At 62.8% G+C, this 26,995-nt stretch carries 28 protein-coding genes; 18 read left to right on the top strand and 10 right to left on the bottom strand.

The window, feature by feature from the left end; all coding sequences use genetic code 11:
• Positions 1-29 precede the first annotated feature (29 nt).
• From BLR77_RS10240 to BLR77_RS10175, 14 genes are all read left to right on the top strand, one after another.
• Positions 30-1,418, top strand: coding sequence for a hypothetical protein (locus tag BLR77_RS10240; protein WP_139202942.1), 1,389 nt, complete (start codon positions 30-32; stop codon positions 1,416-1,418).
• A 630-nt stretch (positions 1,419-2,048) separates the two neighbouring features.
• Positions 2,049-2,885, top strand: coding sequence for a sigma 54-interacting transcriptional regulator (locus tag BLR77_RS10235; protein ID WP_139202941.1), 837 nt, complete (start codon positions 2,049-2,051; stop codon positions 2,883-2,885).
• A gap of 663 nt (positions 2,886-3,548) precedes the next feature.
• Complete coding sequence (locus BLR77_RS10230) at positions 3,549-4,454, top strand: sigma 54-interacting transcriptional regulator (protein ID WP_074677932.1); 906 nt, start codon at positions 3,549-3,551, stop codon at positions 4,452-4,454.
• Between the two features lie 310 nt (positions 4,455-4,764).
• Positions 4,765-5,052, top strand: a complete 288-nt coding sequence (locus BLR77_RS10225) for a type III secretion system major pilin HrpA (RefSeq protein WP_074677930.1) — start codon at positions 4,765-4,767, stop codon at positions 5,050-5,052.
• Positions 5,053-5,108: 56 nt separating this feature from the next.
• Positions 5,109-5,996 (top strand): harpin HrpZ family protein, encoded by an 888-nt coding sequence (locus tag BLR77_RS10220; RefSeq protein WP_074677928.1) that lies wholly within the window; start codon positions 5,109-5,111, stop codon positions 5,994-5,996.
• 43 nt (positions 5,997-6,039) lie between these two features.
• Positions 6,040-6,408 carry a type III secretion system inner rod subunit SctI gene (gene sctI / locus BLR77_RS10215; protein ID WP_074677356.1) on the top strand — a complete coding sequence of 123 codons (369 nt, stop codon included), beginning with the start codon at positions 6,040-6,042 and terminating at the stop codon, positions 6,406-6,408.
• Between the two features lie 10 nt (positions 6,409-6,418).
• Positions 6,419-7,237 carry a type III secretion system inner membrane ring lipoprotein SctJ gene (gene sctJ, locus BLR77_RS10210; RefSeq protein WP_074677354.1) on the top strand — a complete coding sequence of 273 codons (819 nt, stop codon included), beginning with the start codon at positions 6,419-6,421 and terminating at the stop codon, positions 7,235-7,237.
• Entirely contained in the window at positions 7,234-7,767 is a 534-nt protein-coding gene (locus BLR77_RS10205; protein ID WP_074677352.1) for a hypothetical protein, read from the top strand. Before sctJ ends, BLR77_RS10205 begins: the two co-directional genes overlap by 4 nt.
• Positions 7,757-8,344, top strand: a complete 588-nt coding sequence (gene sctL, locus BLR77_RS10200; RefSeq protein ID WP_074677350.1) for a type III secretion system stator protein SctL — start codon at positions 7,757-7,759, stop codon at positions 8,342-8,344. The genes BLR77_RS10205 and sctL overlap by 11 nt, the downstream gene beginning before the upstream one ends.
• Positions 8,345-8,504: 160 nt before the next feature.
• Positions 8,505-8,729 carry a type III secretion protein gene (locus tag BLR77_RS10195; RefSeq protein ID WP_074677348.1) on the top strand — a complete coding sequence of 75 codons (225 nt, stop codon included), beginning with the start codon at positions 8,505-8,507 and terminating at the stop codon, positions 8,727-8,729.
• Positions 8,716-9,141, top strand: coding sequence for a type III secretion protein (locus BLR77_RS10190; RefSeq protein WP_074677346.1), 426 nt, complete (start codon positions 8,716-8,718; stop codon positions 9,139-9,141). The genes BLR77_RS10195 and BLR77_RS10190 overlap by 14 nt, the downstream gene beginning before the upstream one ends.
• 1 nt (position 9,142) lies before the next feature.
• Positions 9,143-11,233, top strand: coding sequence for a type III secretion system outer membrane ring subunit SctC (gene sctC / locus BLR77_RS10185; protein WP_074677344.1), 2,091 nt, complete (start codon positions 9,143-9,145; stop codon positions 11,231-11,233).
• Positions 11,233-11,436, top strand: a complete 204-nt coding sequence (hrpT, locus tag BLR77_RS10180) for an HrpT family type III secretion system protein (RefSeq protein ID WP_074677342.1) — start codon at positions 11,233-11,235, stop codon at positions 11,434-11,436. Before sctC ends, hrpT begins: the two co-directional genes overlap by 1 nt.
• A gap of 2 nt (positions 11,437-11,438) precedes the next feature.
• Positions 11,439-11,789, top strand: coding sequence for a type III secretion protein HrpV (locus tag BLR77_RS10175; RefSeq protein ID WP_074677340.1), 351 nt, complete (start codon positions 11,439-11,441; stop codon positions 11,787-11,789).
• A gap of 195 nt (positions 11,790-11,984) precedes the next feature.
• Here the strand turns inward: BLR77_RS10175 and BLR77_RS10170 are convergent, their stop codons facing one another.
• The 9 genes from BLR77_RS10170 to ehuR all read right to left on the bottom strand — a co-directional run bounded on the left by BLR77_RS10170 (position 11,985) and on the right by ehuR (position 22,300).
• Entirely contained in the window at positions 11,985-14,216 is a 2,232-nt protein-coding gene (locus tag BLR77_RS10170) for a type III effector HopM1 (RefSeq protein ID WP_238380560.1), read from the bottom strand.
• A complete protein-coding gene (locus BLR77_RS10165) occupies positions 14,216-14,653 on the bottom strand; it encodes a CesT family type III secretion system chaperone (protein WP_074677336.1) in 438 nt (145 codons plus the stop codon). The genes BLR77_RS10170 and BLR77_RS10165 overlap by 1 nt, the downstream gene beginning before the upstream one ends.
• A 177-nt stretch (positions 14,654-14,830) precedes the next feature.
• Positions 14,831-15,202 carry a C40 family peptidase gene (locus BLR77_RS10160; RefSeq protein WP_394328047.1) on the bottom strand — a complete coding sequence of 124 codons (372 nt, stop codon included), beginning with the start codon at positions 15,200-15,202 and terminating at the stop codon, positions 14,831-14,833.
• 321 nt (positions 15,203-15,523) lie between these two features.
• The gene (locus BLR77_RS10155; protein ID WP_074677332.1) at positions 15,524-16,003 is read right to left on the bottom strand and encodes an Lrp/AsnC family transcriptional regulator; all 480 of its coding nucleotides are present in this window, start codon (positions 16,001-16,003) and stop codon (positions 15,524-15,526) included.
• Positions 16,004-16,126: 123 nt separating this feature from the next.
• A complete protein-coding gene (gene doeB, locus BLR77_RS10150) occupies positions 16,127-17,128 on the bottom strand; it encodes a N(2)-acetyl-L-2,4-diaminobutanoate deacetylase DoeB (protein WP_074677330.1) in 1,002 nt (333 codons plus the stop codon).
• 119 nt (positions 17,129-17,247) lie between these two features.
• The gene (doeA, locus tag BLR77_RS10145; protein WP_074677328.1) at positions 17,248-18,438 is read right to left on the bottom strand and encodes an ectoine hydrolase DoeA; all 1,191 of its coding nucleotides are present in this window, start codon (positions 18,436-18,438) and stop codon (positions 17,248-17,250) included.
• Positions 18,439-18,538: 100 nt separating this feature from the next.
• A complete protein-coding gene (eutC, locus tag BLR77_RS10140; RefSeq protein ID WP_074677326.1) occupies positions 18,539-19,516 on the bottom strand; it encodes an ectoine utilization protein EutC in 978 nt (325 codons plus the stop codon).
• 9 nt (positions 19,517-19,525) lie between these two features.
• Positions 19,526-20,500 carry a hydroxyectoine utilization dehydratase EutB gene (gene eutB, locus BLR77_RS10135; protein ID WP_074677324.1) on the bottom strand — a complete coding sequence of 325 codons (975 nt, stop codon included), beginning with the start codon at positions 20,498-20,500 and terminating at the stop codon, positions 19,526-19,528.
• A 402-nt stretch (positions 20,501-20,902) separates the two neighbouring features.
• Entirely contained in the window at positions 20,903-22,300 is a 1,398-nt protein-coding gene (gene ehuR, locus BLR77_RS10130; protein WP_074677322.1) for a MocR-like ectoine utilization transcription factor EhuR, read from the bottom strand.
• A 243-nt stretch (positions 22,301-22,543) separates the two neighbouring features.
• Here ehuR and ehuB point away from each other — a divergent pair, with 243 nt between their 5' ends.
• From ehuB to ehuA, 4 genes are all read left to right on the top strand, one after another.
• Entirely contained in the window at positions 22,544-23,389 is an 846-nt protein-coding gene (gene ehuB / locus BLR77_RS10125) for an ectoine/hydroxyectoine ABC transporter substrate-binding protein EhuB (protein ID WP_074677320.1), read from the top strand.
• Between the two features lie 64 nt (positions 23,390-23,453).
• Positions 23,454-24,113 (top strand): ectoine/hydroxyectoine ABC transporter permease subunit EhuC, encoded by a 660-nt coding sequence (ehuC, locus tag BLR77_RS10120; protein ID WP_074677318.1) that lies wholly within the window; start codon positions 23,454-23,456, stop codon positions 24,111-24,113.
• Positions 24,110-24,772, top strand: coding sequence for an ectoine/hydroxyectoine ABC transporter permease subunit EhuD (gene ehuD / locus BLR77_RS10115; protein WP_074677316.1), 663 nt, complete (start codon positions 24,110-24,112; stop codon positions 24,770-24,772). Before ehuC ends, ehuD begins: the two co-directional genes overlap by 4 nt.
• Before the next feature lie 41 nt (positions 24,773-24,813).
• Positions 24,814-25,593 carry an ectoine/hydroxyectoine ABC transporter ATP-binding protein EhuA gene (gene ehuA / locus BLR77_RS10110; protein WP_074677314.1) on the top strand — a complete coding sequence of 260 codons (780 nt, stop codon included), beginning with the start codon at positions 24,814-24,816 and terminating at the stop codon, positions 25,591-25,593.
• A gap of 147 nt (positions 25,594-25,740) precedes the next feature.
• On the opposite strand, the gene BLR77_RS10105 is transcribed toward ehuA, so the two are convergent.
• On the bottom strand, positions 25,741-26,985 hold the full coding sequence (locus BLR77_RS10105; RefSeq protein WP_074677926.1) for a virulence factor family protein: 1,245 nt from the start codon (positions 26,983-26,985) through the stop codon (positions 25,741-25,743).
• Positions 26,986-26,995: the final 10 nt, after the last annotated feature.

The raw sequence follows: 26,995 nt of genomic DNA, 5'->3' as shown, positions 1-26,995 counted from the left end.
CTCTCATCTAGACGCCAATGGAGAAGACGATGGACGCACTTCGCTCTGGTAACAACGCGCTGCTACATAGAAATGACACCCACGCCTCAAGCGAAGCGTCACCACGCTCCAGCACATCATCGGTACAGACGTTCAGAACGGCCCTCTCGGAACATGAGCAGCAGCGCCTCCGAGACATCAGGGGCCTTCTCACCGATATCTTCACCGCCCACAAGTTGACGGGCGGAGATGGCGAGGACGTCGATCATGAAAAAATCCGAGCGCAACACGACAAGATCGACCGACTGATCGAATCGAGGACGGAAAAGCTGTTTGCTGCCGGCCAGACGACAAATGACATACGGCGCGTTCTCGAAAAAGCCAGCTTCCTCGACCAGGCCAGCATTGCCGCCTGTTCGGTGGCCAATGGGCTTCCGTTCGCGGCGACGTTGATAGTGCAATACCTGAAACCCGAAGTCCTGGCCATGTTCGGCAGCAGCGCTGCCGGGCAATGGGCCGGGTCAGCCGTGCAAGCATGCGTGGCTGATCGCTTCATGGCCCCGACACTGGAAAACCTGACAGCCGACAGCCAATACCTGAAACCGCCCACCGACAATCTGCATACCTCCATGCAGGACTCGCTCAAGGAGAAAGAACCATCACCGCTGCAGAGCTCATTGGAAGAGGGTGCTCTCTGGCAAAGCTACCTACCCCGCAACGTCTTGAGAATGGAGGTGGTCCCGGCGGTAGCCAGCGTAAATCCGCAACTGGCAGCCACCCTGGACGGCCTGGGCACGCCTATTACCGGCGTCATCGCGGGCATGCTGACGGCATTCGCGCGCATGCAGATCCAGGAGGGTCGAGACCTGCTTGGCCCAGCCCTGCTGTTTGGACGCATGGACACAGAAGAAAAAGATGAATTCGAGGAAGAGGAGTGGCTGGAGAACTATCAGGCTATCGACCAGGCCAGCTATAGCTCGCACGCACTGCAAGGCTTGACCCGTCTGCTCGATATGCCGAAGAACTTCTTGGCTGACCTGGTCAGCGGCAACAACCTCAAGAGCCTGGTAGATCCGGCCAGCATCTACAGCTCGATCGCTTTGACCGGTAGTTTCGCCGCGGTAGGCGAGGCGCAGGCGGCCGCTCTCGAGACAGCCAAAGCAAATGGCGCAGGCCCTGGCATCCAGGAGCTGGCACGGCTCGGCACCATCACCACCTTATCCATCCCGGCCTTCGCCCTCTACGGCATGGGCTATGCGGGCGGTAAGCCTGGTGCGGAAGCGGCAGACCAATGGCTACGGCAGGATCACAAGGTAGCCGAAACGAGTAAAGCGATCTCGAGCAGCATCAGCACCTCGCTCAATTCGACGGTCAATTCACTGCGACAGCGCCCGAATGCACAACGTGATGGCGAAGACGTTGAAATGCAGAATCACTGAGCGGCCCATCTCTCACGGTCCCCGTGATTGCAACGTGCAATCACGGTTCTGCAAAAAAGTTGGCCCACGCTCTTTTCTGCGTTCGACACCCAGTGACGGCATATCGCCACAAACATATACCGCTCGTCGTTTTTTATTTATCCAGTCAAACAATATCAACTCGCCTTGAGAAGCAAGTTTTCACCCTTGCCATGCTCTTTCGGAGCATTTGCGAGATGTTTTCATTCAGCACCCCGACTTATTGACCTGAAGTTCAACTTTCTACTTTTCTCATTGTTTCCACTGCATTTTTCATTTCAAGGCCGATGCCGGCTGCAAACGGCTTTCCCCTCTGCCCCGGCCCGCCCAAGAGCAAAACCGTGCAGCATCGTTAATATTGAACAAAATGCTCTAGGACGGAGCCTGCGGAGCCAGGCATGACCATGGCGTCGCAAGCTGAACACTTCGTCGGAATACGCACGCCCATTTATTGACCTGACTTGCTTCAGGGTTATTTTTACTGGCCTGACCCTGGGTAAGGTGTGAGGAGCAGTAATGAGTAGGGGGGTCGCCGCAGAACAAAGTGCGCGCAGACGTGGTGGTACTGACGTTCCCGAGTTGGGCATTACGCTATCTGCAGGACATTTCAGAATGGACCTGCTTCTGTGTGGGGAGACAGGGACTGGCAAAGATGTGCTGGCGAGGCACATACACGATCTGTCCGGCAGGACAGGCGCTTTCGTCGGCATAAACTGCGCCGCCATTCCAGAGGCATTGGCCGAAAGCCAGCTATTCGGTGTTGTCAGCGGTGCTTTCACCGGGGCCAACCGGTCACGCCAGGGTTATATCGAAGCCTCGAACGACGGTACGTTGTACCTCGATGAAATCGACAGTATGCCCCTGCAACTACAGGCGAAGCTGCTGCGCGTGCTCGAGACCCGAGGCGTCGAACGCTTGGGCACGACGACGTTCATCCCTCTCAACCTGCGGATCATCGCCTCGACGCAACGCCCTCTCGAGGAGCTCGTGGAGCAAGGGCTGTTTCGCCGCGACCTGTTGTTCCGGCTCAATGCGATGACGCTGTCATTGCCTCCCTTGCGCCAGCGGCGTGAGTTGATCCTGCCGCTGTTCAAGCGATTCACCCGAAGCCTTGGCTCGAAACAGGCAAATGACGCCCATGCGCTGGACTCCCAGCTGATCCAGATACTGCTCAGCCATCCCTGGCCGGGCAATATCCGCGAACTGAAGTCCGCCGCCAAACGTTTCGTGATGGGACTGCCGCCTGTCGATGCCGGCGCCCTTCATGATCTCGGGCACGGTGATTTTCCCCACGACAAGCGGGGGCTCAAGAAGCGCATGCGTGCCGTGGAGAAAATGCTCATTCAGGACGCCTTGAAACGTCACAAGAACGGTCTGGAGGCAGTTGCCGAGGAGCTCGGCATATCCCGTCGGACCCTGTATCAGCGAATAAAGGAACTTGACGTCTAGGGTCTGTTCCCGTTTCGTTCGCGGCCGCGCCGGAGCCAGTTTTAGCGCGAGGCAAGGCACGAGATGCGAGGTTTAGTGAGCTAAATGAGCCATCGAGAAACGCAGCATCGCGCTAAAACGGGCCCGGCCCTGCGGGTTGCGCGCAAAATCGCGCCATGCGTTGTTGGAGGACTTGGCAAGGGAATAACCATTCCCTGCGTCCTCCGCCTAGCCTGGCGAGATTTTTCGCAGCAACGCGGCTTGCGACGAAACGGGAACAGACCCTAGCACCAGCCCCGCCTGCTACCGCCAGGCCAGCGCTCGAAACGGCGTGCCATTGGCCCGCTTGCCTTGCGCCCAACATTACAGACGAGGCATCACCTACCCGCCAGATCTGCCTCGGCACAACAATCTGTGACGAGTTTCCCAGCAATCGCAATCGATCGGCCGCCCCCGGAAACATCCACAGAAGACCCTGTCTCAGATTCGGACACCATGATTGGAACCCCTGATCTCGGTGTCTTCGGTGTCACAAGCACTGTCTCGAAGCCGTGACCGAGTACCCAGCATTCCTCGTATCACCGCATGGAGAACTGGAGGTTCAACCTCGCTGAAGCAGCATCGACAGGTTTACCTGCCTAAGAAGCTGTGCTCTTTTTCAGCGCGCCAGAGGTCATGCAGCACATGAGTGAATTTGATTGGCCGGATGCATCTTGGATGAATGACGGCGGGCTACCCAATCTCGAAGTCGTGGCAAGCAGCATCTCCGAACTGAATATCGATGTCCTGCTGACCGGCGAGACCGGTTCTGGCAAGGACACACTGGCGAAATACCTGCACAAGCTGTCCGGGCGCAAAGGACCATTCGTGGCCATGAATTGCGCAGCGATCCCGGAATCTCTGTTCGAGAGCGAGCTGTTCGGCGTGACGAGCGGCGCCTACACCGGCGCTGATCACTCCAGAGTGGGCTATGTGGAAGCCGCTCAAGGCGGCACGCTGTACCTCGACGAGATCGACAGCATGCCTTCGTTCCTGCAGGCCAAGCTGCTGCGGGTGCTGGAAACCCGCCAGATCGAACGACTGGGGTCGACCACGCCGGTCCCGTTGGATATCTGCATCGTGGCCTCCGCACAGCGCTCGCTGGACGAGTTGGTCGAGCTGGGCGAGTTTCGCCGTGATCTCTACTTCCGCCTCAATGTACTGACGCTGAGGCTCCCCGCGCTGAGACAGAAGCGTGAATGGATCATCCCGATGTTCGAGCGCTTCGCATTCGAGGCCTCCCAGGACATGGACACGGAGCTACCGGCCATCGACCCGGCCATTGAACATGTCCTGTTGAACCATGACTGGCCCGGTAATATCCGCGAGCTCAAATCTGCGGCGAAGCGCCACGTGCTGGGTATAAACCTGTTGGGTATCGAAGCCGAACAGCCCACCGATTGCGACCTCAAGTGTCAACTCCGGCTGATCGAAAAGGTGTTGATCCAGGAATCCCTGCAGCGCCACGAGCATTGCATCGAAGCCGTGCTCCACGATTTAGACATCCCCCGGCGCACGCTCTATCACCGCATGAAAGAGCTCGATGTCTGACCCGTCATTCAACGCCTCCGAGCGCCGCTTTGGCTGCCGACGATCATTGTCCTGACTCCTGGCCCAGTCAGGCGCACCTGTAAAAAATGCTCGTTCATGCGGGCATAACCGCTGCAAGCATGCTCTCCCTCCTCGCTAAACCTGCGCCGGCCTTGCGCTAACCGCTACGCCTGCGTGCCCCGCGACGGCCCGATACAGGACCTGGTCCGCATTTTTCCCACCTCGCGCAGCCTGATGGAACCGATTCGCACCTGCCTGCCACCCATCGATGCCAAGCAATAACGCTGGCAACAATGCAGAGGAATACACCATGGACCCGATCAACAGCGGCGCACAGATGTTCAACCAAGCCACCAGCGCCTTCAACATGAACAACAACATCGCTGACGCGGCAGGCGACAGCAAGTCCTCCAAGGCCATGGAAGATGCCATGGCCCGCTCCGACGCCAGCAGCGCGAAGATGATCGACCTGCAAAGTCGTCACGCCGAGAAGATGAAAGTCGAAAACACCCTGCAGGCCATGCAGTCCGCCGAGGACGATGCTGCCAACAAGAAAATCAGCTCCACCGCACAGAACGCCAAGGGCATCAGCTACTGATCGCCGCACAGGCTGCAAAGCTGTTAGCGCATGGATAGGAGGCGTCACCCGTGAACATGATTAGCAATATGCCGGGGCTGGTGGCTGGCAATCTCAGCAACTTCTCCATTGGCTCGCAAAGCAATAGCGAACGACCGCAGAACATGGACCAGGTGGTGGACAAACTGGCCGACATGTTGAAAGGCAGCGACCTGTCATCTTCCCCGCTGGGACAGATGGTCAAGGATAAGCTCGACGATTCGGGCGGCCTGATGGGGATCCTGAAAAAGGGCGGCATGGAGAACGCAGTCAAGGACGCCCTCAAAGACATTATCAGTGAAAAGCTCGGCGACAACTTCGGCGCCGCCCAGTCGTTCGGCCTGGGCAAGGGCGCTGGTGCTGGCGGTGCCGCTGGTGCCGGTGGCGGTCAGCAACCTGACCTGCTGGAGCGCGTACTGAGCGGGCTGGCCAAGTCGTCGCTGGACGACCTGCTTGGCAAGCAGGGTGAGGGTACGAAGTTCTCCGACAAGGACATGCCGATGTTGGAGGAAATCGCCAAGTTCATGGATGCCAACCCGAGTCAGTTTCCAAAACCCGACTCGGGCTCCTGGGCCAATGAGCTCAAGGAAGACAACTACCTGAACAAGGAAGAGACCGGCGCATTCCGTGCAGCGCTCGACAGTATCGGCGGACAACTGGACGCCAAGGCCTCCGGCCAGCCGGGTGGTGCACAGGGCGCAGCAGGTCTACCGGGCAGCGCAGCAGCGAACATGCTCGGCGGTGAAGGTGGTCTGGGTGGTTCGGGCAACACCTCGCAGGACCCTCTGCAAGAGCTGAACAACCTGATCCAGGGTCTGCAAGGTCTGGCCTCTCAACTCAGCCTGCAAAACCTCACCAGCAGTGCAATGGATACGGCCAATGCCCTGGTCAGTGCGATGTTGCCCAACAACAGTCGCACAGCCTGATATCCGTTACCCCCTAATCGACATCGCCTGCAGGAGTTTTCATATGAGCATTTCCAAGATAGACGGACTGACGAGTCCCGACTTGAAGCTCGACCAGGGACTGGTCAGTGAGCCTTCTCAGGCAGATGTCGAGCTTTTTTCCAGCTTGATGCGAGACAACGGCAACACAGCCGAGCAGCCCAGCCACCTGGCGGCCGTGATCGCCGACACGGTGAACGCTCGAATGACGTCTGTGGATGATCTCTCGCGGCAAGCCATGCGCCACATGAAAGAGGCCGTTACCGGCAACGATGTAAGCGCCATCACGGATATGAGCCGTGCCCTCTCGCAGTACTCGCTGCAAATGGCGGTGACGACCAAGGTGGTCAGCAAGACAGGGCAGGCACTCGAAAAACTGACCAACATGCAGTAGGACCGATACCGTGAAATGGACGCTCCCCATTGTCGCCCTGTGCCTGTTTCTGTTGAGCGGATGCAGTGATCGCACCGACCTGTTCAGCGGCCTTTCCGAACTCGATGCCAATGAGGTCATCGCATCCCTCGGTGAGCACCGCATCAGCGCGCGCAAACGCTCGGAGAAGGCGGGTGTCGTGGTGACCGTCGACACCGCAGAGATCAATCGAGCGGTGCGCGTACTGGAAGCAGCCGGGTTACCACGCCGGGCTCGGACCAGCCTGGGTGAAATCTTCAAGAAGGAAGGCGTGATCTCCACGCCGCTGGAGGAACGCGCCCGTTACATCTATGCGCTGTCGCAAGAACTGGAATCGACCCTGTCGCAAATCGATGGCGTCATCGTCGCGCGGGTGCATGTCGTGTTGCCCGAGCGCATTGCACCAGGCGAACCGGTACAGCCGGCATCGGCCGCGGTCTTCATCAAGCATGCGGCCAGTCTGGAGCCTGATGCCGTACAGCGGCGCATTCAACAGATGGTGGTCAGCAGCATTCCCGGCCTGGCCAGTACCGGGGTCGAAAGCAGCGAAAAGTTTTCCATCGTCTTCGTTCCGGCCGCCGAGTTCCAGGATGCAGATACCCTGGTGCCGTTCGGACCCTTCCTGATCGAAAGCCACAAGCTGGGATTCTGGCAGCTCATGTCCTGGCTCATCCCCCTGGGAGGCCTGCTGCTGTTGGCGATCCTGGCACTGGCCGTACGCCAGGACTGGCGCCTGGTATTGCTCAGTCGGGTACGGCCCCAACATCGGGCCAGCCATAACGTCTCGACGCTGCCGAGCCGCGTCGCATGAGTGCTGCTGCCGAGCGCTGGGTGCGCTGGTGGTGCGAGGCCTGGCACTTCGCGCATCCGGGCTGGCGGCAATCTTCTCCGCTACTGGAAGCTGCGGCAGATTGCGCCAACAGCCGTCATGCCGCGCTCGTCCAGTCTCTGGGCATCAGCGCTACGCAGCCCCCACCGCCGCATGAGGGTGTCCTGCAGTGGCTGGCATTGGGCGAGAGCCAGCGCCAGTACGCGCTAACCCTGGCACAGCACATCTGTTCGGCAAAAGCCCCCAGCCAGGCCCTGCCTGCCGATGCTGACTGGTGTCGCAGCCTGGGCAAGGCATTGCGTCCCGGCTTGTGGCTGACGACCGAAGCCACAGACCCCAGGCTGTTACTGGGCGCCTGGGCCGGACCCGCATGCTGGGAACGCCTGCGCCTGCAGTGGGCGCCCGGTTCGCTGGAAGAAGTCCCCCCGGGTCTACCGGCCAAACGCCTTGCCACCTTGTGGGCGGCGGTACTGTGGCGAACCTCGCAGATGGAGCGCAATCGTGTTGACTAAACGCCGCTTCGCGCTCGGCTCGGCCGTACTCGAAGAACCGATTCTGCGCCGACAGCTGCTTGAAGAAAGCCTGCGTGCGGACGAACTTCTGGCCCAGGCGAGTCTGCAGGCCGAACAATTGCTGCAACAGGCCCATGAACAACGCCAACACTACCTCGACGAAGCCGTCGCCAGCTTCTGGAGCGAAGCCAACGCACAGCTTCAGGCGATACAGGAGGAACGCGCGAGCTATCAGCGCGATGCCTTGTCCGCTGTCGACTCGCTATTGAACATCGCCTTGTCGCGGTTGCTGGATGAAACGGATCTGCCGCAGCGGATCAGCGCCTTGCTGCGCAACCTGGCCGATGGTCTGCCCAGCAAGGCTGAGGCGAACCTGACATGTCACCCCGAAGCCGCCAGCACAGTCCGCGCCTGGCTGCAGGCGATGGGCTTCGACGTGCTTTGGCACGTGCAGGAAGACCCGGGCATGGCACCTGAATCCCTGCGCCTGAGCAATACGCTGGGTACCTTTCACATCGACTGGCCCTCGTTGCAGCGCGGGCTGATGCCGAGCCTGCCCGACGCCCAGCATGCGTAGCGTTGCCTGCCTCTAGCCAGCCATTGCGGCTGCGACACTCCGACCTGCTCAGGCAAAACGAGCGGTTGATCATATCCAGCCAAAGATCCTGCAACATCCAGGGAACCCGCCACGGCAGACGCCCCACTCAGTGACATCGTCCACTGACTGGAGAGTTCCTATGTCAAGCCTAGAAGCCCTGCGTAACCGTCTGGACCGCGCCCAGGAAAGCGCCGCGCGAAACAAGGACGATGCCTTGCTGCAGGCAGCCGAAAGCGCCGATATCAATGACATGCACGCCTACAACGAGGCGGCGCGCAAGGCCCAGCTCGTCAGCAGCGTGGTCAGTGAGGAGCTGCGCGCTCAACACGGCCTGACCAAAGCGATCATCGATGGAATTCAGTGAATTCTCCGACGTCATCGCCCAATGGTGCGAGGCGTCCGCACTGCCACTCGACTGCTGGATCGACGATGCCAACGCGCGCCTGGCCGAGATCGGTGGCGGCGTCAGATGCAGCCTGGAAGTGCTCAACCCCTTCGAAGCCAGCGACCGCCAACGATTGCAGGCGGTGCTGAGCCAGGGTGGCGCCGGCCTGGCCTGTGCCTGCGATGGCGCATTCGCCATCGACCCCGACACCCATGCACTCGTCCTGGTGAACTGGCATCGCGCCCCCTGCTCCGCAGATCAGCTGCTGGCCAGCCTGGAACGGCTGGCCAACCAGCGGGCCGCCCTGCTCAGCCTGCTTCACGTGTCCATACGCGAGGCGGCGACCATCGCACCGCAACCGACCTTCAACGCACTGCATCCGGGAGCATGAGATGCGCAATACCTTGATATCGCTGTCGTGGTTGTTATTGCTTGTATCCATACCGGCGCATGCCGTGCCACCAGAAAGCTGGAAACAGACCGCCTATGCCTACGATGCCCGACAAACCGACCTGAACTCGGCGTTGGCGGACTTCACCCGGGAGTTCGGTCTGTCACTGGACATGCCGCCCATGGATGGCATAGTCGACGGACGTATTCGCGCCAGCAATCCTCAGGAGTTCCTCGAACGACTCGGGCGTGAATACCAGTTCCAATGGTTCGTTTACAACGAAACGCTCTACGTCAGCCCCACCAGCGAGCAGACGTCGGCCCGCATCGAGGTCTCGCCAGATGCCGTCGATGACCTGGAAAACGCACTGACCGCCATCGGCCTGCTCGACCCACGTTTCGGCTGGGGCACGCTCCCCGAAGAAGGCCTGGTCCTGGTTCGCGGTCCGGCTCAGTACGTGCAGTTCATTCGCGAATACAGCCAGAAGGTCGAAGAACCCGAGAAGGCGGAAAAGCAGGACGTCATCGTCTTCGCCCTGAAATATGCCAACGCGGCTGATCGCTCCATTCGCTATCGTGATCAGGAGCTGCGTGTAGCGGGTGTGGCCAGCATCCTTCGCGAACTTCTGGAAACACGGTCACGGGGTGAACCAATCAGCGGCGTGGGCATTTTCCAACCATCCGGTACGACCCAAGGCCTGGCGCCAACCCGCCCGATGGGGTTGCCTTACGCTGGGATGAGCGGCCTGGATGGCGGCCTCCTCGAGCAGGGACTCGACAATGTACTGGGGCTGGCTCAGTCCTCTTCGCGCAAGCGCAGTGAAAGCCGCGGCCGCTCGCAGATCCGCGTCAGCGCCGATGTGCGCAACAACGCCGTACTGATCTATGACCTGCCAGAGCGCAAGGCAATCTATCAGGGGCTCATCCAGCAACTGGACGTGCCGCGCAACCTGATCGAGATCGATGCCGTGATTCTCGATATCGACCGTAACGAGCTGGCCGAACTGTCCAGCCGCTGGGCCTTCAACTCCGGCAGTGTCAGCGGCGGCGCCAACCTGTTCGAACCCGGCACCACTTCGACGCTGTTCATCCAGGATGCCGGCCGGTTCGCCGCAGAATTGCGTGCACTGGAGGGCACAGGGGCAGCCTCGATCATGGGCAACCCCTCGATCCTGACCCTGGAAAACCAGCCCGCTGTCATCGACTTCAGCCGCACCGAATACCTGACGGCGCTGGCCGAGCGCGTGGCCAATATCCAACCCATCACCGCCGGCACCAGCCTGCAGGTGATCCCGAGGTCACTGAATCAGGGCAGCCGCTCCCAGGTCCAGCTGATCGTCGATATCGAAGATGGCCAGATCATCGAGTCGAACATCTCCGAGGAGCAGCCGTCGGTACGCCGTGGCAATGTCAGCACCCAGGCAGTGATCGCCGAGCATGGCTCGCTGGTGATCGGCGGCTTTCACAGCCTCGAAGCCAACGACAGGATCAACAAGATTCCCTTGCTCGGCGATATCCCGGTCATCGGCAAATTGCTGTTCCAGTCACGCAATCGCGAATTCAACCGGCGTGAGCGGTTGTTCATCCTCACGCCTCGTCTGATCGGGGATCAGGTGAACCCTGCGCGCTACGTGCAACATGGCAACCCGCATCACCTGGACCGACAGCTTCGCGAGATCGAGGAACGCCGCCGCGGTGCCGAGCGCCCGAGTCGGGGCGACATCGAACATGCCTTCACCCAGTTGCTTGATGGCATACAGCCCTCCGGGTTCGACAGCACGCCCTTGCCGCTCAGGGCAGAAACGCTCTGCAATTCGGATCACGGACTGACGCTGGATGCCGACCGCTCCCAGTGGTTCGCCCGCGATGGTTGGGGTGTGGCGGTGGTGGTGGCACGTAACGACACGGCAGAGCCGATACGCATCGATGAGAGCCGCTGCGGGGGACGCTGGGCCATGGGGGTCAGTGCCTGGCCACGCGCCTGGCTGCAACCTGGCGAGGAAAGCGAAGTGTTCATTGCCTTGCGCCAGCCGCAATCGCTGCAAAAAACCGGGCAAGGCCGATCTTCATTGCTGCACAGGAGCACCCCTTGATGACCATTCGTTGTCTGACCGTCCTCGTGGCCCTGACCTTGTTGGCGGGCTGCGCCAGCAAGAGCGGCTGCTCCGGGTACGCCTGCGAACGCCCTGACTCCACGAACCGAGCCCTGGTGGTCTGGTGGCCGGAAGACATGCGCCAGGGCCTCAATGATCGCGACCCCGAGCGGGATTACACCGTCGTTCCTCTGAAGGACTGAGCATGAAACAGGTATCGCAGAAACTGGCGTTCTATGAGCACGTGGCTGCCGAAAGGAGCGCCGTCTGGCCCGTGGCCTCAGGCGTGACCTTTGTGAGCCGGCGAGAGCATCAGGACTGGGGCATCGCCTTGCACGTGGAGAACCTCGCAATGAGCCCCGAGCAATTGCGTAATGCCCTGGAGCGCCGCTTCGTCGAGTCCGACCGTTACAGCGACTACTTCCTCTTCCTCAACGTGCAACAGGACTTCGTGGTGTGGCATGCCAGTCCGGACGCTGCAGGGGTGGGCAACTCCATGGACGATATCTGCCGTGAACAGCTGCAGTTGGCAGGACTTGGCCATCTGCCGTCCTGATCCCGAATGACCAAAGCCGGTGAGCAACCCCACCGGCCAATGCCTGTCGGATACCACAGCAGGTCTTCGGAGGCACCGCTTTTAGCGCCGCAAATCCGTAGGAGCCGGCTTGCCGGCGATGCTTTTCGTCATGTGCCAGGCACCTGATCGCCAGCAAGCTGGCTCCTACAGACTCCTCCTGAACCTGCCGGTTTGTCAGACGTTGTCTCGGTCTCGAGGTGCCTGCAAACCCATTTCGATATCGACTTGCGGCTCCGCCGCCCTGAACCGCTCGCGCTGCCTCATGGCGTGCTCTGCCACCTGACGCCCCACGTGCTCGAGCCCACCCGAAAGCGCACTGAACACCCTGGTGCTGACCTCGGACGTAAGCCGTTGCTGCTGCCTCGAAGCCTGCTCAGCAACCTGGCGCCCCAGTTGCCCAAGACCACTCACAACCGTGCTGGTCACAGCCTCGGTGATCTCGGTCGCGGCCTGCGGTGGCCCCTGAATCACGCCACGCCAGCGGTCGTAGGTGTTTTCGATCCCGCGCTCCGTCGTGCCCGGGCGCGAGCCATGGGGTAATGTCTCCCGATCGGGGTCACGGATATTGTTCAGCGCATTGTCGAAACGGCCGGTTCCTCCTGCCTTGGCCTCATCACCCGCAGGCTTGTTGGCATAGAACACCTGTTGCATGAGAAACGTCTGCAGCCCCGTAAGTATCACGGACGAGGCCGCGCCGCCGGTTGTACTGGTGTCCAGTGGCTTGATGGCACCTTCGAGGCTGTTGTAGCCCAGCATGCCAAGCGCTGCGCTCCAGCCCTTGCTGTCGTACTTCTGCCTGACCGAGGCATCCAGCGGGTTGATCGTGGACAACCCATCCTTGAACACATTGCCCAGACGCTGGCCCAACGCTTCCTGCGGTGCCGGCTTGGGTACGTGGGTCGGCAGGTGATGCCCCTCATGGCTGAACGTCTTCTGCCGTTGTCCCATCGCCTGCAGGCCATACATGCCGGCATTGCCCAGAAACGCAGCCAGTGCCATCGCCCCGGTTGATGCGGCATTCTGTGTGGACAGCACGTTGACGAGCTCGCGAGCCGCCTGCGCACCGGGCAGGCTGGTCAGCGTGATCGCATCACCCCTCAGCGTCCCCGTCTTGTAGTCCTGCTGTGCATTCAGGAACGCCTTGCGCGCCTGCTCGACCTCGGCCTGGGCTTCGGCCATTTGTCCGGCGTCGCGCTCCTGATAACGCCCATCGACGATCACCGCACGCGGTGGGTCCGGGATGACTTCGCTCGGGTCGACCTCGCGCAACTCCGTCATGCCCAGCGAGGCCAGAACCTCACGTGCCGCCGGTTTAGCGAAGTTGTCCAGGGTTTCATGCACCGCACCGATGGCCATGCCACTGCCCAGCGAACGACCGACGAATTCTGCGCCGGCCAACTGCGGTGAGACATAGGCGCGCGCCATCACATAGAGCAAGGTCGAGGCGATACCCGGCGGAACACCATTGGCCATGAACGAACGCATCGCGGAAAACAGGCCCTGGTTACTGGCATTCATTGCCTCTACCTGGCTGTCGAGCCGGACATGCTGCAAGGCCGTGCCGAACTCACCTTGCGTATCGAACTCGTCCTGCGCGCTCTTGAGGTAGTCGCGAATGTTCTGCCACTGCCGGGTCTGGAGTTCCACTTGATCCGGGTTTTGCTGCTGAGCCCTTTGCAGGCCCTGCAGGCGGCTTTCGGCCAACTCCAGTGCATTGCCCAGCACCTTGCCCTTGATATCCTCCGTCCAGCGCTCTGCCAGCGCCTGCAAGGCCTGCTGCCCGGCTTTCACCTGGGCTCGCTCGGTGTCATCAAGCGCGGTGTGCTGCAGTACCTGCTGATACAGACCCAGCTGGCCTTCCAGGTGGCGCGATATCTCACCAAGGCCCTCGTCCAGTATCGCGCCCAATTGCACCAAGGACGGCAACTCATCCTGCAGGCCCGGCGCGAACAACTGGTCAAGAGCGGTCGCCATTTTCTCCAGGCTGTCGCCATAGGGAATCGGCGAGGCCAACTGCTCGACATGCCCCATATTGAGAATCTCCGACGCCTGCTGCAGGCTCAGCGAAGGGTTTGCCCGCAGCAATTCACCTTCGATCAGCATGCGCCGCTTGGCAGCCTCCAGAGGGTGATAGGCCGGTCTGTCCGTGTCCGCCTGCCGGGCCGCCTCACGCTGAGCCTTCTGGCGCAACTCCCGCAACCCTGGGAAGGCGGACTCGTAACGTTCGAGCGCACTCTGCGGCCTGGCCGCGCGCTCGGCCTGACGCCCCTGCAAAGGGGCCTCGCTGGCCACGGTGACGCTGGATTGCGATACCGCTGCAGCAGGCGGCGAGCCAGTGAGAGACGAGCTTGGGGTGTGCCCAACCCCATTGGGTACGGCTGGGTTGGGCTGGTGGATTCTGTCCATCACAACCTCGCCTGTGCATGACGTGGGGCCGGGAGATCCAGGAAATGATCGTCACGCCAGTTATGAGCCATGTCGGCCAGTTGTCCGAGCAGCGCCAGCAAACGTTGGCCAGTGGCCGCCTGCAGCAGCAGGCTGACCCCCAGAGTCAGGCGCTGGGTCTCGCTGTTGTAGGAACAGCTGGGACTGCCAGCACCGACGAACAGATGAAAGTTGATATCCAGCAAGCGCAGCAGCACGGCATCCCGACGCTGACTGGGCAACGGCCCCAGGTCGGTATAGATCAACACTTCGCTGTACGGATCGCCTGAGCGCTCGACCAGGCTGAAGTTGACCTTGCCCACCGTCAGGGCGGTTCGTTCATAGAGCGTTTTCGGGTTCGGCAACAAGGCCAGCTGGCATACATCATCGACCAACCGGCAATAGGCAGCACTGGGCATTCAACACCTCCATACCTGGGACATCCATCAAAGCTGCCGCTTGGGTGGCAAGCGTTCGGATGGGGTTCCTAGCCGGGTGCGGAATTCACAAAAGTTTAATATTTCAGGTAGTTATGCCTGCTCATGGCCGTCATGGTGGCTGATCGAAGAAACGGCCATCCCTGCTGGTTCAGCGCATCAGGCCTCCGGCACCACCCGCTTGGCCAGCTGGAAATGACGCTGCCAGTAAGCATTGTTGAGGCGGTCGATGCGCACCTTGGTGCCGCGACGCGGCGCATGGACGAAACGGCCCTCGCCGATGTAGATGGCCACATGGTCCACCGAACGGCTGCGAATGCGGAAGAACAGCAGATCACCCGGCTGCAGGTCGCTGCGTTTCACCGAGGGCGCATCCAGGCGCGACAAGGCGCGGGAGGTGCGCGGCAGCTCGAGGTCGTCCTGGGTCTTGAAGGCGTATTGCACCAGGCCGCTGCAATCGAAGCCATGGCGCAGGCTGGCACCGCCCCAACGGTATGGAGTGCCCAGCGCGCTGAGGGCGCGGTCGATCACTTCGCTCGCCGGTTTGGGCGCGGCCGCTTGCGGGGCGGCAGGAATGGTGTGAATGCGAAAGGTGGCGGAGGCTTGGGTACAGATTCCCAGTAAAAGAGCGCCTCCCAGGCAAAATGACATGAAGAACTTATTCAAACCCAGCGACCCTGGTGATTGGCCCTTACGCGGAAGCCCTTCCGAATCAAGGCATTGCATCGGAAACGAGCCTCCTGCCCGTCTCCGGGACGGACTCGCCGGCGCCTGCATTGGTTCATTTGCATGGGCCGCTGGCCGACGAGCGGTCGGGCCGAAAACCGCCGCATTCCCATACGGGAAATAGCGTCAGTTGTCGCTCAGCTCGGCGGGAGCATGGCCGCTATCGGGCTTGATGGTCTTGGTCACGATATAGGTGAAGTAGCGCTCTATACCGAGGTCTTCCAGCAGCAGCTGGTCGATAAAGCGCTGGTAATGATCGATGTCGCGGGCGCGGATCATGGCGATGTAGTCGACACCGCCGCCGGTGGCGTAGCAGAAGCCTACCTCCGGGGCCTCGGCCAGGCGCTGTTCGAAGCGGCGCATGTCCTGCGCGGTGTGGCGGGCCAGGGTGATTTCCACCAGCACCTGCTGGCTGCGAAACAGCGCCGCCCAGTCGATCTGCGCGCGGTAGCCCTTGATCAGCCCGGCGCCTTCGAGCTTGCGCACGCGCTCCCAGGCCGGCGTCACCGAGAGGTTGATCGCCTCGGCCAGGGCCGACTTGGTGATCCGCCCATCCTCGGACAGGATGCGCAGGATCTTCAGGTCATAGCGGTCGAGCTTGTGCATCGGCAGTACGCCTATCTTGGGAACGATGCGAGGCCGGTAGGAGCGAGCTTGCTCGCGAAGCTTTTGCCTTGCCGGCGCTCACGAGCATGGCCAGGCGCGGCTCAGCGGCTGCAGGTTCGATTTTCAACCCACCACCTCGGCGATGACCGCGAGGGTATCACCACTTTTCACCAACCCCGGAAAATGCCGCGCGGCCAGCAGGCCGCTGCGTCTGGCACGGTATTCGGTAGCAGGAGCGCCGGTGCGCCGAACGCTGTGCACCCGCGCGATCACCTCGCCCTTCTCGACGCGATCACCGAGGTCACGGCACATCTCCAGCAGGCCGTCGTCCTCGCTGGCGACGAAGCAGTCGCCATCGGGCATATCCAGCATCACCGACTCGCCGGCCTCGATCTCGCCGGCCAGCAGGCCGAAATGTATCAGCAGATTGCGCACCCCGCGCTCGGCGATGGCCAGGCTTTTCGCCGTACTGCTGCCGCCGCCACCCAGTTCGGTGGTGACGAACACCTTGCCCTGCTCCTCGGCGGCGGTGTCGTACATGCCCACCGCGTCCAGCTCCAGCATGCGCATGCAGTAGGGCGCGGCGAAGGCACGCATGCCGGCGGCGCAGGCGGCGTCCTGGGCCTTGTCCGGCAGCACGTGGCAGGCGGCGAAGGGCAGGAAATCCAGGGTCTTGCCGCCGGAATGGATGTCCAGCACCACATCGGCCAGCGGCAACAGGCTGCGCTGGAAGTAGTCGGCGATCTTCTGCGTCACCGTGCCGTCCGGCTTGCCGGGGAAGCTGCGGTTGAGGTTGCCCTTGTCGATTGGCGAGGTGCGGCTGCCAGCCTGCACAGCCGGAGCGTTCATGAACGGCACGATGATCACCCGGCCGCTGAGGTTCTCGGCGCGCAGCGTTTGCGCCAGCTTGCTCAGTGCCAGCGGGCCTTCGTACTCATCACCGTGGTTGCCGCCGGTAAGCAGCGCGGTGGGACCGCTGCCGTTCTTCACCACGGTCACCGGGATCATCACCGCGCCCCAGGCGGAATCGTCGCGGGAATAGGGCAGCTTGAGAAAGCCGTGTTGCACGCCGTCACGCTCGAAGTCGACCGTGGGGCTGATGGGGTTGTCGCGCAGTTGGGTCATGGTGCAAAGCCCGGCATAAGTGGATGTCTCGATAGCGCCGCTTTTGGTAGGAGCTGGCTTGCCAGCGATGCGTTGTTGATGCGGATCGCCGGCAAGCCGGCTCCTACAATCAAGCGGTATCAATCCTTGACGAACAGCTTGCGTGGCACGTCGCAGAAGGTTTCCACGCCGCTGTCGGTGATCAGGATCGACTCGGTGATTTCCAGGCCCCAGTCGTCCAGCCACAGGCCAGGCATGAAGTGGAAGGTCATCCCCGGCTGCAGCACGCTCTCGTCGCTCGGGCGCAGGCTCATGGTGCGCTCGCCCCAGTCCGGCGGATAACTGATGCCGATGGGGTAGCCGCAACGGCTGTCCTTGTGGATGCCGAACTTCTCCAGCACCTTGAAGAAGGCGCGGGCGATATCGCCGGTGGTGTTACCCGGCTTGGCCGCTTCCAGGCCGGCGGCGATGCCTTCGACCACGGCCTTCTCGCCATCGAGAAAATGCTGCGGCGGCTTGCCCAGGTAGATGGTGCGCGACAGCGGGCAGTGGTAGCGCTTGTAGCAGCCGGCGATCTCGAAGAAGGTACCGGCGCCCCGCTCGAACGGGCTGTCGTCCCAGGTCAGGTGCGGCGCGCTGGCATCGGCGCCGGTGGGCAGCAACGGCACGATGGCCGGATAGTCGCCGCCATGGCCGTCGGCACCGAGGATGCCGGTGCGGTAGATCTCGGCCACCAGCTCGTTCTTGCGCAGGCCCGGCTCGATCTTGTCGAAGATCGCCGCGTGCATCTGCTCGACGATCTTCGCCGCGATGCGCATGTAGCCGATTTCGGTAGGCGACTTGATCGCCCGCTGCCAGTTGACCAGCGCAGTCGTGTCGACGAAGCGCGCGTTGGGCAGATTGCGTTGCAGCGAGGCATAGGCGGCGGCGCTGAAGTAGTAGTTGTCCAGCTCGACGCCGATGCTGAGCTTGTCCCAGCCACGTGCGGCGATGACCTCCTGGGACAGGTAGTCCATCGGGTGGCGCTCGGTGGACTGCACGTAGTGATCGGGGTAGCCGATGATGTTGCTCGGCTGCATGAATACCGTGCGCTTGGCGCCGTTGGCATCCTGGCCGCGGCCATACCAGACCGGCTCGCCATCGAGCGCCAGCAGCACGCACTGGTGCACGTAGAACGACCAGCCGTCATAGCCGGTGAGCCAGGCCATATTGGACGGGTCGGTGACGATCAGCAGTTCGATGCCCCTGGCCTGCATGGCGCTGCGCGTCTTGGCCAGGCGCTGGGCATATTCCTCCCGACTGAAGGGGAGGTTGACGACGATTTCGGACATGGATGAATCCCCGTGGTTTTTTTGGACTGTGGGAGGGGCCTTAGTCGCGATTGGCTTTATCGCGGCTAAAGCGGAGCGCCGACCGGCCCCTCCCACAGGGTTAGGCGTTGAAGATGAAACCCTTGCCCGCCGCCCGCGCCCGCTCGAACGCAAGGCTGGCGATGGCGGTGTCCTGGGCGCCGGTGCCGGTCAGGTCGCACAGGGTGATCTGCTCATTCGCGGTGCGACCAGCGCGCTGGCCGGCGATGACCTGGCCCAGTTCGGCGAAGTCGGCCTGGGCATCGACCAGGCCGGCGGCGATGGCGTGATGCAGCTCACCAAGCACGCGGGTCTGGCTGAGACGGTCGGCCACGTAGGCATCGACCCGCGCCAGAACCGCCGGGGCGATTTCGTTCTTGTGCTCGGCATCCGAGCCCATGGCGGTGATATGCAAACCAGGGCGCAGATGCTGCGGCTGGATCAGTGGCTCGCGACTCGGCGTGGTGGTGATGGCGATATCGGCGCCCTCCAGCGCCGCATCGACGCTGTCCACTGCGCAGGCATCCTCCAGTTTGGCGGCCATGGCACGGGCCTTGGCTGGATCGCGTGCCCAGATACGCACCTCGCGCACCTCACGCACCAGACGCAGGGCCTGCAACTGCAGGCGCGCCTGCTCGCCGGCACCGAGAATGGCGACCACCCTGGCGTCTTCACGTGCCAGCCATTTGGCCGCCACGGCGCCAGCAGCCGCAGTGCGCACGGCGGTGAGGTAGCCGTTATCCAGCAGCAGCGCATCGGCCAGGCCGGTCTGCGCCGAGAACAGCATCATCAGACCGTTGAGGCTGGGCAGGCCGAGTCTGGGATTGTCGAAGAAACCGGGGCTGACCTTGATCGCAAAGTGCGCCACACCAGGCAGGTAGGCGGTCTTCACGTCCACCTCGCCGTTATGCTCGGGGACGTCCAGACGCAGGATCGGCGGCATCGCCACCGCAGCCGTGGCGAGCAGGCGGAAGGCGTTCTCCACAACCGCCAGGCTGTCGGCGTCGAGGCCGACGCAATCGCGCAGGTCGGCCTGGTTGAGAATCAGGGTCTTGGCCATGGGGACTCCTCAGGCGTTGGCGCCGCCCAACACCCGCAGGTGCTGGTCGATATCGATATTGCGGCCGCTGATCACCACCACCACCGGCCCGCGCGGTTCGATCATGCCGTCGAGCAGGGCAGCGATGCCGACGGCGGCGGCGCCTTCGACCACCAAGCGTTCCTCGCGGTAGGCGTGACGGATGCCACGGGCGATAGAGGCTTCGTCGAGCAGATGCAGCTGGTCGCACAGTTCGCGGGTGATGGCGAAGGTGTAGCGGTTGTCCAGGCCAATGCCGCCACCGAGCGAGTCCGCCAGGGTCGGCAGTTCTTCCACCTCGACCGGCTCACCGGCCTGCAGGCTGGCGTGCATGGCGGCGCCCAGCTGCATGCTGATGCCGTGGGTGCGAATGGCCGGGCTGGCAGCCTTGATCGCCAGCGCCACACCGGCGAACAGGCCGCCGCCGGACAGTGGCACCAGCACTTCGCAGACGTCCGGGCACTGTTCGAGAATCTCCAGGCCCAGGCTGCCCTGGCCGGCGATCACGTGTGGGTGGTCGAAGGGCGGGATGAAGGCGGCGCCCTGTTCGCGGGCGATGCGCAGGGCTTCGAGCTGGGCGTTGTCCTGGCTGCGGCCGCTGATCACCACCTCGGCGCCCAGTTCGCGAATGGCGCGCACCTTGTTCTGCGGCACCAGTTCGGAGAGGCAGACGATGGCCTTCACGCCCTGCTGCGAGGCGGCGAAAGCCAGCGCGCGACCATGGTTGCCGGTGGACGCGGTGACCACGCCGAGGCGCTTCTGCTCGGCATCCAGCTGCGCCACGGCATTGCTCGCGCCGCGCAGCTTGAAGCTGCCGGTGGCCTGCTGCGACTCCAGCTTCAGCCACACCGGCACACCGACCAGGCGGCTCAGGCTGGGCGAATGCTCCAGCGGCGTCTGGCGCACCAGGCCGGCGATACGCTGGCGGGCCTGAAGCAGATCGTCGAAGGCAATGGTGGAGGGCATGGCGCACGTTCCGTGAAGGTGTGCGGCCGAGTGTATGAGCGGGAAATTGAGCGGCTGAATGTACTAGGACGATTTTTTATTTAGGTGCTCAAGAAGGTGCCTTACCGGGGATAGTCGGTGCGCACGGCGCACCCTACGAACGTGACTCCCGTAGGGTGCGCCGTGCGCACCGATCTGTAAGCGGATGCAAACCGCTCCCGGACTTCATCCGGGCTACAAGAGCCCCTCTCCCCAACCCTCTCCCGCAAGCGGGAGAGGGGGCTGAATCCTTGTACCGTCGGAGATGTTGTAGGAGCGGCTTCAGCCGCGAAGCTCTTGCCGCGCCGGTAACCAGCGGTGGATCACGCTTCACCGATCCACCGCTGCGGTGGACGTGAAAAGCGACGTCCACCCTACGGACGTTCAGAAATCATGCACCTTCGGGTATTGCTCGAAGACGTCACGGACGATCTGCACGCCCTGGCGCATCTTCGCTTCGCTGCATTCGGCGCCGACGCACAGGCGCACCGCTCGCGGCCTGGGCATGCCTGGCGGGACGAAGGGGTCGGGCAGGGTCAGGGCGACGTTGCGACGGCGCAACTCACGCAGCAAGCCATCGATTTCCCAACCCTCGGGCACGCGCAGCCAGCTGTTGAGCGAATAGGGATGATTGCCGATCAGGTGCTCGCCCAGCTCCTGCTCCACCAGCGCCTGCCGGTTGGCCAGCAGTTGCCGCTGCAGTTGCACCAGGTCCTCGGCCTCACCGGAGTCGATCCAGCGCGTGGCCACTTCGCCGAGCAGCGAGGGCGCCATCCAGCTGTTGACCCGCAGGATGCTCTCGGTGCGCAGCGCCAGGCGCTTGGGCATCACCAGGTAGCCAATGCGCAGGCCGGTGAGCACAGACTTGGTCATGCTGGTGCAGTAGAACGACAGCTCCGGCGCGTAATGGCTGAGCGGCCGCGTGCTCTGCTGGCCGGCCAGCAGCGGGCCGTAGACGTCGTCCTCGATGATGTACACGCCGTAGCGACGGGCGATCTCGGCGATCTCACGGCGGCGTTCGTCGGGCATCAGCGCGCTGGTGGGGTTGTTCAGGTTGGGCGTGCAGACCAGCGCGGTGATGCGCTCGTTGCCACACATGTCCTCGAAGTGCTCGGGGTTGAGCCCGTAGCGATCCATTTCCAGGCCCTTGAGGGTGAAGCCGAGCACCTGCGAGCTGCCGATGGCGCCGTGGTCGGTCAGGCCTTCGCAGAGCACCACGTCATCCGGGCCGGCCAGGGTGGCCAGGGCGAGGAAAATGCCGTGGGCAGCGCCGCTGGTCAGCAGCACGTCCTCGATGCCGACGTCCATGCCCAGGCGCGCCAGCCAGCGCACTGCCGATTCGCGCTGGTGCTGCATGCCGGCAATCGGGCGGAAGGCGTGAATCCAGGGTTGATCCGGCTCCTGCGCCAGCTCCAGGCAGGTCTGTCGCCACAGGCGATCATGGGCATCGGTGTGCAGGATGCGCGCGTTGGAAAAGTCCATCAGCGCCTGCTCGGTGCGATCGAGCATGCTGGTGGCCACGCGCTCGCTGGTACGCCGCGAGACGAAGCTGCCACGTCCCACCTCGCAACGCACGCGGCCCTGGCGCTCCAGTTCCTTGTAGGCGTTGGTCACGGTCTGCACGCTGATGCCCAACGCATCCGAAACCTGGCGTTGCGGTGGCAGTCGCTGGCCGTCGAGCAAGGTACCCTGTTCGATATCGGCAGCCACCGCCTGTACCAGGAGCTTGTACTTCGACTCGCCCGGGCGAGCGTTGGCCAGGGCCTTCTTCCAGTTGTGCATCGATGGCTCCTCTGGCGACGGCGCTCAAGCATCCCGCGCGAGGCGTTACGATTCAATTGTCCTAGTGCAATGCCGCAGCGAAAAAAGCCTTTGTATGCTCGGGCCAAGGGTGGAAAACAGTGCCTTGGCACCTCAGAAGAATTACCACCTGGCGCGAACAGCGCCACCAACGCTCTTGATTTACCTGCCTCCTAACACAGCACGCCGCCACTGGCGGACTACAAGAAACAGGAGAACACCAAGATGAGTAGCGTTATCCCCTCCCGCTTCGGCCGCCTCGCGCTGGCCTGCGCCCTGCTTACCGGGCTCGCTGCCGGCGCCCAGGCTTCAACGCTGGACAAGGTCAAGGACAGCAGCAGCGTGCGCATCGGCTACGCCAACGAAACCCCCTTCGCCTATACCGCCCTGGACGGCAGCGTTACCGGCGAGTCGCCGGAGATCGTCAGGAAGGTCTTCGAGCGCATGGGTGTCGAGAAGATCAACCCGGTGCTGACCGAATGGGGCTCGCTGATCCCCGGCCTGCGCGCCAGCCGCTTCGACCTGATCGCCGCCGGCATGTACATCACTCCCGAGCGCTGCAAACAGGTGCTGTTCACCGACCCGCACTACCAGTTGCCCGATACCCTGCTGGTGAAGACCGGTAACCCGAAAGGCCTGCACAGCTACGAAGACATCGCCAAGAGCGGTGCCAAGGTGGCGATCATGTCCGGCACGGTGAACCTGGGCTATGCCCGTAACTCCGGTATCACCGACGAGCAGATCCTCCAGGTGCCGGATACCACCGCGCAGTTGCAGGCCGTGCGCGCCGGCCGCGCCGACGCTGCAGTCGGTACCCAGCTGACCATGAAGGGCCTGGCCGACAAGGGCGGCGACAGTGTCGAAGCCATCGCCGAATTCAAGGATGACCCGGCCCACACCGGCTATGGTGCCCTGGCCTTCCGCCCGGAAGACAAGGACCTGCGCGATGCGGTGAATGCCGAGCTGAAGAAGTGGCTGGGCAGCGAAGAGCATCTGGCCACGGTCAAACCCTTCGGCTTCGATCAGTCCAACATCACCGACAAGACCGCCGCCGAGCTCTGCGGCCAGTAATGAGCGGGCAACGCCGCGCACTCCGGTGCGCGGTGCGTTTCCGTCCATCGAGCGGTAGACATTCATGACCGATCTTTTCCCTCTGCTGCTGCAAGGCGCATGGGTCACCGTGCAAGTCACCTTCTGGGGCTCGCTGCTGGCCATCGTCTCGGCAGTCATCGCCGCCCTCGGCCGCCTGTCGCCAATTGGCCCGCTGCGCTGGCTGGCCATCACCTACATCGAAATCTTTCGCGGCACTTCATTGCTGGTGCAGCTGTTCTGGCTGTACTTCGTGCTGCCGATGCCGCCGTTCAACATCGAGATGAGCGCCTTCGCCGTGGCCATCGTCGGCCTCGGCCTGCATATCGGCGCCTATGGCGCGGAGGTGATGCGCGGCGCCATCCGTTCCGTGGCCAAGGGTCAGTACGAGGCGTGCACCGCGTTGAACATGCATCCGTCCAAACGCTTCCTGCGCATCATCCTGCCGCAGGCGCTGCTGGCGGCGATTCCGCCAGGCACCAATCTGCTGATCGAACTGCTGAAGAACACCTCGCTGGTATCGCTGATCACCCTGTCTGACCTGGCCTTCCGCGCCCGCCAGCTGGACCAGGCGACCTTCATGACCCTGGAGATCTTCGCCCTGGCCCTGCTGCTGTATTTCCTCATGGCCCAGGTGATCAACCTCGGCATGCGCCTGCTGGAAAAACGCCTGAGCCGTGGCCGGATGCGCGGAGGCCTGCAATGAATTTCTTCGACTGGGATTTCGCCCTGAGCATCCTCCCGCAGCTGCTCAAGGCTTCGCTCAATACCCTGCTGATCACCTTTGCCGGTTTCGCCATCGCCATCGTCGTCGGCCTGTTGCTGGCCATCGCCCGACGCAGCAAGCACCTGTGGCTGTCCTGGCCGGTAGCCGGGCTGATCGAGTTCATCCGCAGCACGCCGCTGCTGATCCAGGTGTACTTCCTGTTCTACGTGTTCCCCAACTACGGCCTCAACCTCACTGCGCTGCAGGCGGGCATCCTCGGTATCGCCCTGCACTACGCCTGCTACACCGCCGAGGTCTATCGCGCTGGCCTGGATGCGGTGCCGCGCGGCCAGTGGGAAGCGGTGACGGCGCTGAACATGTCGCCGCTGTCTGCCTATCGGCAGATCATCCTGCCGCAGGCGCTGCGGCCGATCCTGCCGGCGCTGGGCAACTACCTGGTGGCCATGCTCAAGGACACCCCGGTGCTGTCGGCCATCACCGTGGTGGAAATCATGCAGCAAGCCAAGAACATCGGCTCGGAGAGCTTCCGCTACCTCGAGCCCATCACCATGGTCGGTCTTTTCTTCCTGCTGCTGAGCCTGGCCCTGGCCTGGTGCGTGCGGCGCGTGGAAGATCGACTGGAGGTCACTGCCCGATGACTGCTTTTCTAAACTCGACCGCTGCTGCAGGGAGTTCCTCCATGACCCAGCCCATCGTCCGCTTCACCGACGTGACCAAGCGTTACGGCAACCTCACCGTGCTCAACAAGCTCAACCTGGACGTCGCCCCCGGCGAGAAGGTGGCGATCATCGGCCCCAGCGGTTCGGGCAAGTCGACCCTGCTGCGCGCGCTGATGACCCTGGAGAGCATCGACGAAGGCGTGATTTGCGTCGACGACGAGCCGCTGACCCACATGCCGGCGCGCGACGGTCGCCTGGTGCCGGCCAGCGCCAGCCACCAGCGCAAGGTACGCGGCAAGATCGGCATGGTGTTCCAGAGCTTCAACCTGTTCCCGCATATGTGCGCGCTGCAGAACGTGATCGAGGCGCCGATGCAGGTGCTCGGCATGGGCAGGAAGGAAGCTACCGAACGCGCCGAGGATCTGCTGGCGATGGTCGGCCTGGGCGAAAAGCTGCGCCATTTCCCCTCGCAGCTGTCCGGCGGTCAGCAGCAGCGCGTGGCCATCGCCCGCGCACTGGCGATGCGGCCCAAGGTCATGCTGTTCGACGAGGTGACCTCGGCGCTCGACCCGGAGCTGTGCGGTGAAGTGCTCAACGTCATCCGCCGCCTGGGCAGCGAACATAACCTGACCATGCTGATGGTCACTCACCAAATGGGCTTCGCCCGCGAGTTCGCCGACCGAGTGTGCTTCTTCCACCAGGGTTGCATCCATGAACAGGGCTCGCCGGATCAATTGTTCGGCAACCCGCAGCAGGAGCGTACGCAGGCATTTCTGAGTGCGGTCAACGAGGCCCACTGAAGCGCCTGAACGCGGATCTGTGGGAGGCGCTTCAGCGGCGATGAGGTAGCAAGACTGTCGCGGCTAACAAACCTCTCTGCCGTTCCTGTAGGAGCGGCTTTAGCCGCGATCTTTCGCGGATGAATCCGCTCCTACAAGAACGTGCTCTTAAGGCTGCTGCCGCGCCTTGATCGCCGCCAGCATCTTCTGCGCCAGCGCGGCGTAGTCACCGTCGAAATGGTGGCCGCCCACGATCTGCAGACACTCAACCTGCGTCCCGACTTCGGTGCAGCCGCTTTCGGCCGCTTCCTCGCTGCCGTAGATGCAATACACCTTGGCCGCCGGCACCTTGCGCAGCTCGGGCCCGGTCGGCGCCTCCGCACCATCCTTGCCGAGCCAGCCGCTGACGGCGATCTCGAAGCTGCCGCTGCGAGCAAAGGCCAGCAGCAGCATGGCATCGACCTGCTGTTGATCACTGGCCGGCAGGCGGTTGTAGATGGCCGGCAGCACGTCGGCGCCAAAGGAGTAGCCGGCCAGCACGAAGCGCCGCACATGCCATTTGTCGCGGTACTGCTGCATCAGCCGCGACAGGTCGGCGGCGCTCTGCTCCGGGCTCTTGTGCTGCCAGTAGTAGCGCAGGGTGTCGATGCCCACCACCGGATAACCGGCGGCGGCCATATGTGCGGCCGAGTCACGGTCCAGATCGCGCCAGCCACCGTCACCGGAATAGAACAGGGTCAGGGTGTCGGCCGCTTGCGCGGAAGGATGCTCGATCACCGGCATAGCCGCGCCCTGGCCGGCGAGCAGGTGCTGCAGCTGATCGGCCAGCAGCGTTGGCAACGGCGTGCCCAGCGCGCCGATACGAGGTTCGCCATTGGCCTGTTCACGCAGGAAGCGCGCGTTGTCATCACCCGGGTTGTCGTTCCACAGGGCGATCCAGTGACCGTGCTCGGCCCTTTGTGGCAGCGGATCGGCACAATCCGGTGTGGCCAGGTCGAAGCCGACCGAGAGCGCCAGGGCCTGATCGCTCTGCTGCGCGGCCAGCCAGCGCCAGGCCGTGGCCGCTGCCGGGCCGACACCGGCAACCAGGGTCGGCGCGCCGCCCAGTCGCTCGCTGGCCTGGCTGATCAGTTGCTGTTGAGCTTTACAGTCGCCAGGCGAGAAGGGCAGTTGCAACAGGCGCAGATCGCCGGCTTCGGCGAGACGGCGCAGCGTGGCTTCGTCCAGCGCCTGCTCGGTCGGTGCGATCAGCAACACACGCTGACGCGCCTCGCCCTGGCTCAGCAACAGCGCCGACTTACCCTGGATCTGCAGCGTCTGCAGATGCACGGCCGCATGCATCGACCACCACCAGCCCGCCGCCCCTGCGGCCAGCGCCACGACCAGCAACAGCGCGCCCAGCCTCCTTGTCATCTTGCTCATC

It is taken from the genome of Ectopseudomonas alcaliphila, from assembly GCF_900101755.1.
Classification (GTDB): Bacteria; Pseudomonadota; Gammaproteobacteria; order Pseudomonadales; family Pseudomonadaceae; genus Aquipseudomonas; species Aquipseudomonas alcaliphila.
Note: the sequence above shows the minus strand (reverse complement) of the source record. Positions and strands in the feature narration are given on the sequence as shown.

Coding starts and splice junctions, on each gene's coding strand:
- sctC (WP_074677344.1), top strand. CDS start 9,143: ATGCGCAATACCTTGATATCGCTGTCGTGGTTGTTATTGCTTGTATCC.
- BLR77_RS10175 (WP_074677340.1), top strand. CDS start 11,439: ATGAAACAGGTATCGCAGAAACTGGCGTTCTATGAGCACGTGGCTGCC.
- BLR77_RS10155 (WP_074677332.1), bottom strand. CDS start 16,003: ATGCACAAGCTCGACCGCTATGACCTGAAGATCCTGCGCATCCTGTCC.
- BLR77_RS10240 (WP_139202942.1), top strand. CDS start 30: ATGGACGCACTTCGCTCTGGTAACAACGCGCTGCTACATAGAAATGAC.
- BLR77_RS10225 (WP_074677930.1), top strand. CDS start 4,765: ATGGACCCGATCAACAGCGGCGCACAGATGTTCAACCAAGCCACCAGC.
- BLR77_RS10190 (WP_074677346.1), top strand. CDS start 8,716: ATGGAATTCAGTGAATTCTCCGACGTCATCGCCCAATGGTGCGAGGCG.
- eutB (WP_074677324.1), bottom strand. CDS start 20,500: ATGCCCTCCACCATTGCCTTCGACGATCTGCTTCAGGCCCGCCAGCGT.
- eutC (WP_074677326.1), bottom strand. CDS start 19,516: ATGGCCAAGACCCTGATTCTCAACCAGGCCGACCTGCGCGATTGCGTC.
- doeA (WP_074677328.1), bottom strand. CDS start 18,438: ATGTCCGAAATCGTCGTCAACCTCCCCTTCAGTCGGGAGGAATATGCC.
- ehuB (WP_074677320.1), top strand. CDS start 22,544: ATGAGTAGCGTTATCCCCTCCCGCTTCGGCCGCCTCGCGCTGGCCTGC.
- BLR77_RS10205 (WP_074677352.1), top strand. CDS start 7,234: ATGAGTGCTGCTGCCGAGCGCTGGGTGCGCTGGTGGTGCGAGGCCTGG.
- BLR77_RS10220 (WP_074677928.1), top strand. CDS start 5,109: ATGATTAGCAATATGCCGGGGCTGGTGGCTGGCAATCTCAGCAACTTC.
- BLR77_RS10230 (WP_074677932.1), top strand. CDS start 3,549: ATGAGTGAATTTGATTGGCCGGATGCATCTTGGATGAATGACGGCGGG.
- ehuA (WP_074677314.1), top strand. CDS start 24,814: ATGACCCAGCCCATCGTCCGCTTCACCGACGTGACCAAGCGTTACGGC.
- BLR77_RS10195 (WP_074677348.1), top strand. CDS start 8,505: ATGTCAAGCCTAGAAGCCCTGCGTAACCGTCTGGACCGCGCCCAGGAA.
- doeB (WP_074677330.1), bottom strand. CDS start 17,128: ATGACCCAACTGCGCGACAACCCCATCAGCCCCACGGTCGACTTCGAG.
- BLR77_RS10235 (WP_139202941.1), top strand. CDS start 2,049: ATGGACCTGCTTCTGTGTGGGGAGACAGGGACTGGCAAAGATGTGCTG.
- BLR77_RS10165 (WP_074677336.1), bottom strand. CDS start 14,653: ATGCCCAGTGCTGCCTATTGCCGGTTGGTCGATGATGTATGCCAGCTG.
- ehuD (WP_074677316.1), top strand. CDS start 24,110: ATGAATTTCTTCGACTGGGATTTCGCCCTGAGCATCCTCCCGCAGCTG.
- BLR77_RS10170 (WP_238380560.1), bottom strand. CDS start 14,216: ATGGACAGAATCCACCAGCCCAACCCAGCCGTACCCAATGGGGTTGGG.
- ehuR (WP_074677322.1), bottom strand. CDS start 22,300: ATGCACAACTGGAAGAAGGCCCTGGCCAACGCTCGCCCGGGCGAGTCG.
- ehuC (WP_074677318.1), top strand. CDS start 23,454: ATGACCGATCTTTTCCCTCTGCTGCTGCAAGGCGCATGGGTCACCGTG.
- sctI (WP_074677356.1), top strand. CDS start 6,040: ATGAGCATTTCCAAGATAGACGGACTGACGAGTCCCGACTTGAAGCTC.
- BLR77_RS10105 (WP_074677926.1), bottom strand. CDS start 26,985: ATGACAAGGAGGCTGGGCGCGCTGTTGCTGGTCGTGGCGCTGGCCGCA.
- hrpT (WP_074677342.1), top strand. CDS start 11,233: ATGACCATTCGTTGTCTGACCGTCCTCGTGGCCCTGACCTTGTTGGCG.